The sequence below is a fragment of the uncultured Holdemanella sp. genome (assembly GCF_934772795.1).
In the GTDB taxonomy this organism is placed as follows: Bacteria; Bacillota_I; Bacilli_A; order Erysipelotrichales; family Erysipelotrichaceae; genus Holdemanella.
The window spans coordinates 1-12,178 of sequence record NZ_CAKVMR010000064.1 but is presented as its reverse complement, the minus strand read 5'-3'; the positions used below and the strand labels follow the sequence as shown (position 1 = coordinate 12,178).

Sequence of the window (12,178 nt, the reverse complement as noted above, 5' to 3'; positions counted from 1 at the left end):
CCGTATGCCTTAGTAGGGCACGTACGGTTTGACAAGGGGCGGTAGAATTAAAATTCTGTCGCCTACTTTTTCTATATAATTTCAAAATGTTTTAATGCACTGACTATTCCATCTTCTTGTACAGAATCTGTAATGTAGTCAGCTATAGCTTTTACATTATCTTTGGCATTACCCATCGCAATACCTGTACCAACATATTTCAACATGGAAATATCATTTCCACCATCACCAAAGGCCATGGCTTCATCCTTTTTGAAATTGAAGTAATCTAATATTTTTTGAATGCCTATATCTTTTCCACCGTTACAAGGAATGATGTCACAAGCTTTATGCCACCAGCGAGCCACTTTTAATGTGGTTGTGTTTTCTAAAATCAATTCATCTTGATTTTCTGTCGTGGCAACCATCATTTGATAGATTTCTTCATCCATAAATTCGTTAAACTCATCAATCACATGAACATGCTGGTTAGCAATCATGAAATATTCTTCTAAGATTTCATCATCAAAATTACATCCCATTTTGTTGATTCCAGCTAGAGTAACGGCTTTATTTAATTTCTTGGCATTATCTACAAATGTTTGAATATCCGTTTTATTCATTGGATTTTTGTAAATCAATTCATTCTTAGTGTAACAATAAGATCCATTAAAAGAAAGAACTCCATCAAATTCAATGCCATGAAATGTAGGAACGACAAAAGGAGGCCTTCCCGTGGCTAAAATGATTTTGATGCCTTTTTCCTTAACTAAATTTAATGCGTCAACGAGTTCTTGGTGCATTTCCTTTTGACCAAGTTCTAAAAGTGTGCCATCAATATCAAAAAACAATATTTTAATCATAATCATTTCTCCATTCCTTTCTATTTTAGCATTATTTTGGCAAATTTGATGAATTTTGTGTATAATACAGAAATCAGGGAGGGTATATATGAGTACATTTAAGCGTTTTTTACAATATTATAAACCATATAAAGGGATTTTCTTTATGGATCTATTTTGTGCACTTGTCATGTGTATTGTCGATCTTTCTTTTCCTTTGATTTTAAGTTATTGTACAGGATCATTCTTTTTGAAATCATCGAACGAAATTCTAAAAGGAATTATCGTGTTAGGAATCGGTTTACTTGTCATGTATGTGATACGCGCATTGTGTCGCTATTACGTGAGTTGTCAAGGCCATGTGATGGGAGCCAACATGGAAAGTGATATGCGTCAAGACTTATTCAATCAATATCAACGTTTATCTTTTTCTTATTATGATAAACACAATACAGGCGTTATGATGTCTCGTGTTGTTTCAGACTTGTTTGATATTTGTGAGTTTGCACATCATGGTCCTGAAAACTTATTTATTTCATTATTTAAAATTGTTGGATCTTTCATTATCTTGGCTACGATTTATTGGCCATTGGCATTGATTCTTTTAGCTGTGACAGTCGTGATGATGGCGTTTAGTTATTCTCAAAACAAAAAGATGCGAAGAACCTTTATGGAAAACAGAAAGAAGATTGGTAGTGTGAATGCAAGTCTTCAAGATTCCTTAGGTGGAATTCGTGTTGTACAGTCTTTTGCGAATGAGGATATTGAAATTGATAAATTTAATCATTCGAATATGGAATTCTTAGAATCTAAAAAAGACAATTATCGTGTTATGGGAACATTCCAAGGAGGAAATAATTTCTTCCAAGGACTTTTATATGTCACAATCATTGTGTTTGGTGGGCTGTTTATCGCTAATGGGGATTTAAATCCAATCGTTTTAGCAACGTTTGCCCTATATATTAATGTCTTTGTTTCTCCAATTGAAGTTTTGGTTGAATTTACAGAAATGTTCCAAAAAGGATTCTCTGGATTTAGACGTTTTGAAGAAGTTATGAATGAGATTCCTGAAATTCAAGATGCAAAGGATGCCAAGGATTTAAAAGATGTTTCTGGAAATATTGATTTTGATCATGTATCTTTCCAATATAATGATAATGAGAAAGTTATTGATGATGTAAATCTACATATCAAGGCCGGTGAAAAAATTGCCTTAGTAGGACCGAGTGGTTCTGGTAAGACTACACTTTGTTCATTGTTATCGCGTTTTTATGATGTCACAAGTGGTTCAATCTCCATTGATGGCCAAAATATTAAAGATGTAACATTAAAGTCATTACGTTCTAATATTGGTTTAGTACAACAAGATGTATATTTGTTTACAGGAACAATTGAACAAAATATCGCATATGGTAGACCCAACGCTAGTCATGAGGATATTGTAGAAGCGGCTAAAAAAGCGAACATCCATGATTTTATTATGTCCTTACCAGAAGGGTATGACACGTTTTGTGGAGAAAGAGGTACGCGTCTATCAGGTGGACAAAAACAGCGTATTTCAATTGCGCGTGTATTCTTAAAAAATCCTAAAATTTTGATTTTGGATGAGGCTACGAGTGCCTTGGATAATGAGAGTGAGCGAATCATTCAAAAGAGTTTAGAAGATTTAAGTAAGAATCGTACTTGTATTACGATTGCCCATCGTTTATCTACTATTCGTAATGCAGATGAGATTGTCGTCATCGATGCGACGGGTATGCATGAGCGTGGTACGCATGATGAATTGATGAAATTGAATGGTACTTATGCGAAATATTATAAGCTTCAATTTGAGGGGTTAAATTAGCAGGCATGCAAATGTCTGCTTTTCTTGTATCTTTGAAAAAAAAGTGTTAAAATTTTATCTGTAAATGAAAGCGTTTTTCGCTTGTTTTAGGAGGAATTTATCATGTTAAAAGGGATAGCGGCAAGTGCTGGTGTATCCGTAGCTAAAGTCTACAAATTAGAAACACCAAAAGTTGTTATTGAAAAAAAAGCAGGAGTAGCTGAAGAAGAAGTAAAAAAATTCGAAGATGCTCTAGAAAAAACTAAAAAAGATATCGAAGGAGTAAAAGAAAGAGCAGCTAAACGTTTAAGCGATGAAGAATTAGCTGTATTCGATGCTCACTTGATGATGGCTGGTGACCCTGAATTAGCTGGTCAAATTAAAGCTATGATCGAAAATGATGGTGTAAATGCTGAATATGCAACTGAACAAGTAGCTAACCAAATGGTTGAAATGTTCGAAAGCATGGATAATGATTATTTCCGTGAAAGAGCAGCTGATATTAAAGATGTTACTTTCCGTTTAAAATGTAACTTATTAGGATTAACAATTCCTGATTTAACAAGCATTGCTGAAGATTCAATCATCGTTGCTCACGACTTGACTCCAAGTGATACAGCTCAGTTAAATGAATTTGTTAAAGGTTTCGCTACTGAAATCGGTGGTAAAACATCTCACTCAGCTATCATGGCTAACTCATTGGAAATCCCTGCAGTTGTAGGATGCCCAGGTGTATGTGATGCATGTAAAACTGGTGATACTTTGGCATTAGATGCATTAGATGGTGTTGTTGAAATCAATCCGGATGAAGCAACAATTGCTAAATATGAAGCTAAGGCAGCTGCTTATTTAAAAGAAAAAGAAGAATTAAAAGTATTGAAAAACGAAAAATCTGTAACTACAGATGGACACGAAGTTGAACTTGCTGGTAACATCGGTGGATTCAAAGATGTTGAAGGTGTATTAACTAATGGTGGTGAAGGTGTCGGATTGTTCCGTACAGAATTCTTATACATGGATTCAGATCACTTCCCAACAGAAGACGAACAATTTGAAGCCTACAAACAAGTATTAGAAGGTATGCAAGGTAAAAAAGTTGTTGTACGTACATTAGACATTGGTGGAGATAAACACTTATCTTACTATGAGTTCCCTCAAGAAATGAACCCATTCTTAGGATATCGTGCAATCCGTCTTTGCTTAAAAGAAACAGATATTTTCAAAACTCAATTACGTGCATTGTGCCGTGCATCTGTTTATGGAAGACTTTGCATCATGTTCCCAATGATTGCTACAATTAAAGAATTCCGTGATGCGAAGGCAATCTTCGAAGAAGTTAAGGCTGAATTAGTTGCTGAAGGTGTTGCAGTCAGTGACAGAATCGAAGTAGGTATGATGGTTGAAATTCCTGCTGCTGCAGTTCTTGCTGATCAATTTGCGAAATATGCAGACTTCTTCTCAATCGGTACAAATGACTTGATCCAATACTCAATGGCTGCTGACCGTATGTCTGAACACGTTTCTTACTTGTATCAACCATACAACCCAAGTGTATTACGTTTAGTTGCTAACACAATCAAAGGTGCTCACGAACATGGTAAATGGGTTGGAATGTGTGGAGCTATGGCTGGTGAACCACATGCAGTTCCTATCTTATTAGGTTTAGGTCTTGACGAATTCTCAATGAGTGCTACTCAAATCTTAAAGGCTCGTAAGGTTGTTAAATCTTTAAGCTATGAAGAAATGCAAGGATTAGCTCAAGAATGCTTAAATAAAGACACTGCTGATGAAGTTTTAGAAACAGTTAAAACTAAATTAGGTGAATAATTGATTCGGGGTTCTATTGAACCCCTTTTATTTTGTAGGGGGAATATATGGTGCGCCAGTTCGGTGTAGTTGATTTAGTTAGGTGCAACTCCTAACCTGGTAACTCTTGGAGCAAAGAGGCCAGTATCTAGTCCTTGGGCATTGTATCGTGAGGTACAGTGTTAAGCGTAGGAAGGAAAGACTTAGAGCCCTAAAGCGAAAGCCTGAAGCAATCTAGCGTCGTTAGGCCCGACAAAGTGGTGGGTGATGCTCTCATATAAGCCGCAACCAATATAGGTTGAATCGTTATGCCAGATTCAATCGGACACCACCGGCGTTTTAAAGCAGGGCGAGAAGTCAAGGTATCAACTGCATACCTGGGAGGTCTTGCAGTTTCCGATAAACACGGTACTGTTGTTACAAGTGCCAATACCACAAGAACAACGGGAAGAACTGCAAGAAGTCCGATGAGGTCATAATGTAGCTATGAAGTGTATGAAAGTACATGGAGCGAAGGACCGAAACACAGTTACGTTTCTTGAAGGGAAACATGTTGAAAACACTGGAGGTTATAAAGACATGGGAACAAAACGACAAGATATAAGAACATTGTCAAAAAGACATCCTAAACTGGAAACGTTGATGAATCGAGTAGACAAGGAATCTTTGATAAGACAACATCGTCTACAAAAGAAAGACAAAGCTCCAGGAATAGACATGGTAACTAAGGAAGTGTATCAGGAAAATCTAAATGAAAATATAGATGACTTGATGCATAGACTAAAGAGTTTTAGCTATAGGCCACAACCCGTAAGACGAGTTGAAATCGACAAGGGAAATGGTAAGAAAAGACCTTTAGGGATACCAGTCTATGAAGACAGGCTCGTTCAAGGAGCCATGGCAGATATACTTAGTGATGTATATGAACCTAGATTTCTAGACTGTTCATATGGATTCAGACCAAACCGAAGCACTCATGATGCGATTAAAGTAATCAATGATACCATTATGCACAAGAAAATAAATTATATATTGGACTGTGACATTAAAGGTTTCTTTGATAACGTGAATCATGAGTGGCTCATGAAATTTCTTCGAAATGATATCGCAGACCCGAACTACCTGAGATATATAGCGAGAATGCTCAAATCAGGTGTCATGATAGAAGGAAAGTATGAGGATACTAGTGTAGGAACACCACAAGGTGGACTTATTAGTCCAATACTTGCCAATGTGTATCTACATTATGTGTTGGATTTATGGTTTGAAAAATGCATCAAGAAACAGTTATATGGAGAAGCATTTCTCGTAAGATTTGCGGATGATTTCCTAATAATGTTTCAATATGAAAGAGATGCACAAAGAGTATATGAAGCCATTATTAAAAGAATGGAACTTTTTGGATTGGAACTATCCAAAGAAAAGACACGAATACTTCCATTTGGAAGATACAGTGCCACAAGAGAATCTTTTGATTTTCTAGGATTTACACATTTCAATAGTAAGACAAGAAAAGGCTACTACACTGTGGGACATAAAATCAGTCGCAAAAAGAAGAAGCAATTCAAGTCAAATCTAAAGAAATGGGTCAAAGAGAATAGAAACACTCAATTTGACGAATTCATGAAGACATTGAACAAGAAACTTACTGGTAGTATTAACTACTACAGTTTAAGTGGAATGATTCGAGAGATTAAATGTCTTTGGCAACATTCGCTTTTCGTAACGTTCAAATGGATGAATCGAAGGAGTCAAAGAAGAAGTTTCAAATTGGATAAGTTCTGTGAAATATGGAATGATAGTATCATTCACCCATATATTCATGTAGATATATGGAGTGGTGACAAAGTCATTTATATCAAGAATGTTTAAAGTAACAGTGGGGAGCCGTATGCGGGAAAACTGCACGTACGGTTCTTAGAGGAGTTTATCTCCAACTGTTTAAATATTAGAGAAGGAGAAAATTTACTCATGAAGCTTATATGGAAATATTTAATGAAATATAAGAAATGGTTCTTGTTGGATTTTATAAGTGTATTTGGGTTTGCCCTTGTAGAACTTGGAATTCCAACCATCATTTCAGATATGATCGATCATGGTATCGAAACACAAGATACAGCCTATCTATATAGTCGTTTTGGTTTAATGGCCTTGATCAGTGTCATTGGTGTAAGTGGAGTTGTATTACTTGGGTATTGTTGCTCAAAAATATCGACAAATATTACGCGCGATATTCGTAATGACGTTTTTGAACATGCACAAGCCTTCTCGGCTGCTGAAATGGAAAAGTTTGGTGTATCCAGTATGATTACACGTACGAATAATGATGCTTATCAAATTATGTTGTTTTTAAATGTTATTTTAAAATCCGCGTTATTAACGCCTGTTATGATGTGTGTTTCGGTCATGTTGATTTTAAAAATTTCTTTAGAACTATCGTATGTAGTCTTAGCAACGATTCCTGTTGTTATTTTGGGCGTGATCATTGTTGCCAAAGTGAGTGAACCATTGAGTGAGAACCAACAAAAATCGATTGACCATATCAATCAAATTCTTAGAGAAAATATTACAGGAATTCGAGTGATTCGTTCTTTTAATAAACAAGAGTATGAAAAGAAACGTTTCTCAAAAGAAAATGATTTCTATCGTGATCAAAGCGCAAAATTATTTAAATTGATGTCTTGTACAGAACCATCTTTTTTCTTTTTGATGAATATCGCAACCGTACTTGTATATTATTTAAGTTGTACATTATTAAATTCAAATGCGGTTACCTTAGGAAATGTAGTGGCCTTTGTCGAATACTTATTCCACGTTATGATGTCTGTGCTGATTTTTTGTATGGTATTTATGATGTATCCTAGAGCCAATGTATCAGCTAAACGTATTATGGAAGTGTTAGATACAAAGCCAAGTATTGTCAATGATACAGATTGTATTTTATTGGATTCCATTCAAACATTAAGATTTAAGGACGTCACATTCTCTTATCCAAATGGTGAAGAAGCAGTGTTAAAGGATATTGATTTTTCATGTCATAAAGGACAAAAAATTGCCGTGATTGGTAGTACGGGATCTGGTAAGAGTACATTAGTCAAATTGATGAATCGTTTTTATGACGTAAGTCGTGGAATGATTGAAATTAATGGCGTGGATATTCGTAAATATGATTTAGAGAGTTTGCGTGCTCAAATTGGCTATGTTGCACAAAAGGCACATATGTTTAAGGGAAGTATCCGTTCTAATATTTGTTTTGGAAAACCAGATGCAAGTGATGAGGAAATGGTTCATGCTGCAACCGTTGCGCAGGCAAGTGATTTTATTTCCAAAAGAGAACATGGCTACTTGGATGAAATTGCGGAGGATGGAACCAACATTTCGGGCGGACAGAAACAAAGACTTTCCATAGCTAGAGTCATCTTAAAGAAACCTTCACTTTATATTTATGATGATAGTTTTAGTGCTCTAGATTTTAAAACGGATGCAACATTAAGGAAGGCATTAAAACCTGAAGTGAAGAATGCAATCTTCTTTGTGGTTGCCCAAAGAATTTCTACGATCATGGATTCGGATATGATCATTGTTTTAGATGAAGGTCAGATCATTGGAATGGGAACACATACACAGTTGTTAAAGGATTGTCGTGTATATCAAGAGATTGCCCATTCACAATTAACACAAAAGGAGTTGGATGATTATGAAAGAAACTAAGAAAATGAAGTTTACTGAATGTCTATCTCATCTGTTTGTGTTTATTAAACCATATCGTTTTAAGTTGTTGTTTGGAATTTTAATGGTTATTACAGCCCAAGTGACTTTCGCCTTAAATCCAACTGTTGAAGGTATGATCACAACGCAATTAGCTCATGATATTTCATCGCATCAGCCAATTCAAATAGATAAAGTAGTACATATTTTATGTATCTTATTTACAATCTATATTGTAAAGACAATATCACAATTTTTAATGGCCGTTTTTATGACGGATGCGATTCAAAAAACAATGTTTGATGTGCGTAATGCGATTGAAGATAAAATTCATCATTTACCGGTATCTTATTTTGATCAAGAAAAGACAGGGGAGTTATTATCGCGTATCACAAATGATGTAGATACATTATCGAATGCTTTGCAGCAAACTTTATCACGTGTGATTTCGGCTGTATGTACATTTACTTTTGTGTTATTTATGATGCTAAGAATTAATGTGTTAATGACATGCATCATTTTAGTGGCTTTACCTGTTATCGCGTTATTGTCAAAGTATGTAGTAAAAAAATCACAGCCTCTATTTGATGATCAACAAAATACATTAGCGGATTTGAATGGTACCATCAATGAATTGTATGATGGATATAGTGAGATTCTTTCTTATAATCAACAAGAACATGCATTAGAAAGATTTCAAAAGGATAATGAAAGAATGCGTGTATCTAGTTTTAAAGCACAGTTCGTATCGAGTTTGATCAATCCATTATGTTCTTTGATTACCTATTTAAGTATTGGTTGTGCCAGTCTTGTTGGATGTCTTCAAGTATTAAATGGAACGATTGCCCTTGGTCAGCTACAAGCATTTATTCGTTATATTTGGCAAATCAATGATCCGATTTCTCAAATATCTCAGCTATCAAGTGCTGTACAATCAGCCTTTAGTGCGATGTCACGTTTGTTTACTTTCTTGAATCAACCAATTGAAGAGGATGTTGTATCTAAATGTCAAATCGATGAAGTACATTCTATTGAATTTGATCATGTACAATTTGGATATGATGATAATCTATTAATGAAGGATGTAAATATTGATGTACATCAAGGTCAAACCATCGCAATCGTAGGTCCTACAGGAGCTGGTAAGACAACATTGACAAACTTATTGTTGCGCTTCTATGACGTAAAGGGTGGAAGTATTAAAATCAATGGTATCGATATTCGAGAATTGTCGTATCATGATTTAAGAAAACTCTTTGCGTTAGTACTACAAGATACGTGGTTGTTTGAGGGTAGTATTGAACAAAATATTGCGTATGGAAATGAAAAAGCTTTAAAGAATGAAATTGTGGAAGCCGCAAAACAAGCTAATGTCCATCACTTTATTCGTACTTTAACCGAAGGTTATGATACTTTGATCAATGAAGAGGGAAGTAATGTTTCTCAGGGTGAAAAACAATTATTAACAATTGCTCGTGCTCTTATAAAGAATCCTGAAGTATTGATTTTGGATGAAGCTACAAGTAGTGTTGATACAAGACTTGAAAGACGTCTTCAAGGCGCAATGGATCGTGTCATGGAAAATCGTACTTGTTTTGTGATTGCACACCGTTTATCTACTATTATCAATGCAGATAAGATTCTTGTGCTAGAACATGGAGATATCGTTGAACAAGGTACACATGAAGAGTTATTGAACTTGAATGGAGTATATGCAAGGTTGTATAATGCGCAATTCGCAAAATAAAGAGTCTGATCAGTTCAGACTCTTTTTGATGCCTTTGGCGATGGCTTTGGCAATATTGTTTGTATAGTTTTTAAGATAATATAAATCCGAATCATCTGATATAAAGCCTGCTTCAATTAATATCGCATCGACTTTATTATTGGCAACCACATATAATGGAGTTTCATTTGTATCTAATAGGCCTCGATTGGTTGAATAGTCTAATTGATCGAGTTGTGTGAGAATGGAGTTAGATAATTTGACTGTAGTCTTGTTAGTAAAATCGCAATAGATTTCATATCCACTCGCATCATATTCGCTTGAATTTAAATGAATGGATATAAATAAATCGGCATTCTTTTTCTGAGCTAAATTACAGCGTGCCTGTAGATCTTTTTTATTGTCGCTTGGCCAAGAAACAGAATCGCTTGTACGTGTATATACAACATTATAGCCATAGGACTTGAGTTGTTTTCCAACAAGTAAGGCGATATCTAAATTGATATCTTTTTCATAATCATCAAAATTGCTGATTGAACCTACGTCATAGCCTCCATGACCGGCATCAATCATAATGGTTTCTTTTGTACTTTTGGCAGAAACATTCATATTTGTTTCATTGAGTAATGTATAGGTACATCCTATACAGAATGTGAGTAAAAGTGTCATTAATAATTTTTTCATGGACTTATTAAAACATAGATTTCTTAAATATTTCTTAAATTACTGTCCTTTAAAATTAAGTTAAAACTGTACATTTTAAAGGATACAGTAAAATGTTACTATAGGGACAAGTTTTAAAAAGGAGAATGATTATGACAAATGAAACGACAAGAAGAATCGCAAAAACAGCTTTAATGATCGCATTGATCTTTGTATGTACATTTACAATTAAGCTTCCAAATCCAGCAACAGGTGGATATACACATATGGGAGATTGTATGGCATTTTTAGCTGTACTTGTCTTAGGTAAAAAGGATGGAGCTTTAGCTGCAGGTTTAGGTGCTGCTTTAAGTGATTTATTAACAGGCGCTATGATTTGGGTACTTCCAACATTTATCTTTAAATTCATTATGGGATATATCATGGGTGTTGTACTTGAAAAAGGAACGAATGAAAAATTCGATTGGATCGTTGGAGCTAGTCTTGGTGGTTTATTTCAATGTTTCGCATATACATTATTTAAGATTCCATTATTTACGGCAGCTGTCGCATTTGCGTCTGTTCCAAGACTTTTAGCTCAAACGATTATGGGATTAGTTATTTATGCGATTGTTGCGAATATCTTGGCTAAATCTAAAGTATTATCTTTACAAGGAGTTACCGCATGAAAAAAATCGATGCACATGCACATTTAGGCTATATTGGCGGATGGGCTAATGTAAAAATGGATGCCGATGAATTGATTTCATTAATGGACACATATGAAATTGAAACGACAATGATTTGTGTTTTGGATAATGAAGAAGCATATAAGGCTATGCAGAAATATCCAGGACGCATTGAAGGATGTGTCTATGTCAATCCTTTAGAACCGAATTGTTTAGATTTGATTGATCAATATGTAAAGCTTGGGTTCAAAGCTATTAAGCTTCAGCCATTACGTCATGCGTATTGTGCGGATAGTGAAATCGTAGATCCTGTATTAGATAAGGCCGAAGAATATGGAATTCCTGTTTGTATACATTCGGGACATCCACCTTATTCACTTCCTTGGCAAATTGGATTACTTGCCGAAAGACATCCCAACTGTAAAGTATTAATGATTCATATGGGACATGGTCATGGTGTTTATATTGATGCGGCATTAAAAATGGCTAGACGATATCCAAATATTTACTTGGAAATGTCGGGTATGCCAATGCATACAAAAATTAAAGAGGCATATGACACGGTTGGACGTGATCGTATAATGTTTGGAACAGATGGTCCTTTCCATCATCCTACAGTTGAGATGCAGAAAGTCTTAATGTGTGGCGTTGATGAACAGGGTTTAGAAGATATTTTCTATAACAACGCAAAGAAATTTTTTGATGTATAGACAAAACTAGTAACGGGTAAACCTCATCAATTTACCCGCTTTTTTATGCCTTCTATTTAACTATGGGGAGTGTTTTGGAGGTTTCCGTGAGGATGGTTTGTCCAAGTTGTAAAAAGAGAAGAACTTCATCGAAAGCACCTGCATCTAAGAATATCTGTGATTACATCTCGAACACCTAAGAACAAAGAGACTTAATGTTTCTTTGTTTTTTGTGCTTTATTGAGCACGAATAAGCAAACGTAATTCTTAGT

The 12,178-nt window shown here is 35.2% G+C and carries 9 protein-coding genes; 7 read left to right on the top strand and 2 right to left on the bottom strand.

The genetic code is table 11. The annotated features are described in order from the left end of the window. Positions 1-71: 71 nt before the first annotated feature. Positions 72-842, bottom strand: a complete 771-nt coding sequence (locus tag Q0F04_RS09870; RefSeq protein WP_295752842.1) for a Cof-type HAD-IIB family hydrolase — start codon at positions 840-842, stop codon at positions 72-74. An 88-nt stretch (positions 843-930) separates the two neighbouring features. On the opposite strand from Q0F04_RS09870, the gene Q0F04_RS09865 reads away from it, so the two are divergent. The 5 genes from Q0F04_RS09865 to Q0F04_RS09845 all read left to right on the top strand — a co-directional run bounded on the left by Q0F04_RS09865 (position 931) and on the right by Q0F04_RS09845 (position 9,907). Continuing rightward, the gene (locus tag Q0F04_RS09865; protein WP_295752840.1) at positions 931-2,667 is read left to right on the top strand and encodes an ABC transporter ATP-binding protein; all 1,737 of its coding nucleotides are present in this window, start codon (positions 931-933) and stop codon (positions 2,665-2,667) included. A 102-nt stretch (positions 2,668-2,769) separates the two neighbouring features. Then, positions 2,770-4,473, top strand: a complete 1,704-nt coding sequence (gene ptsP, locus Q0F04_RS09860; protein ID WP_295752838.1) for a phosphoenolpyruvate--protein phosphotransferase — start codon at positions 2,770-2,772, stop codon at positions 4,471-4,473. Between the two features lie 465 nt (positions 4,474-4,938). Beyond that, positions 4,939-6,324: a group II intron reverse transcriptase/maturase gene (ltrA, locus tag Q0F04_RS09855; protein WP_295752836.1), complete on the top strand. Its 1,386-nt coding sequence runs from the start codon at positions 4,939-4,941 to the stop codon at positions 6,322-6,324. 99 nt (positions 6,325-6,423) lie between these two features. Next, positions 6,424-8,163, top strand: a complete 1,740-nt coding sequence (locus Q0F04_RS09850) for an ABC transporter ATP-binding protein (protein WP_295752834.1) — start codon at positions 6,424-6,426, stop codon at positions 8,161-8,163. Further along, on the top strand, positions 8,144-9,907 hold the full coding sequence (locus Q0F04_RS09845) for an ABC transporter ATP-binding protein (protein WP_295752832.1): 1,764 nt from the start codon (positions 8,144-8,146) through the stop codon (positions 9,905-9,907). The genes Q0F04_RS09850 and Q0F04_RS09845 overlap by 20 nt, the downstream gene beginning before the upstream one ends. Positions 9,908-9,916: 9 nt before the next feature. On the opposite strand, the gene Q0F04_RS09840 is transcribed toward Q0F04_RS09845, so the two are convergent. Next, positions 9,917-10,570, bottom strand: coding sequence for an N-acetylmuramoyl-L-alanine amidase (locus tag Q0F04_RS09840; RefSeq protein WP_295752829.1), 654 nt, complete (start codon positions 10,568-10,570; stop codon positions 9,917-9,919). 131 nt (positions 10,571-10,701) lie between these two features. Between Q0F04_RS09840 and Q0F04_RS09835 the strand changes: the two genes are divergently transcribed. Together Q0F04_RS09835 and Q0F04_RS09830 are read left to right on the top strand one after the other, a co-directional pair. After that, positions 10,702-11,217: an ECF transporter S component gene (locus Q0F04_RS09835; RefSeq protein ID WP_295752827.1), complete on the top strand. Its 516-nt coding sequence runs from the start codon at positions 10,702-10,704 to the stop codon at positions 11,215-11,217. Continuing rightward, complete coding sequence (locus tag Q0F04_RS09830; RefSeq protein WP_295752825.1) at positions 11,214-11,927, top strand: amidohydrolase family protein; 714 nt, start codon at positions 11,214-11,216, stop codon at positions 11,925-11,927. The genes Q0F04_RS09835 and Q0F04_RS09830 overlap by 4 nt, the downstream gene beginning before the upstream one ends. Positions 11,928-12,178 lie beyond the last annotated feature (251 nt).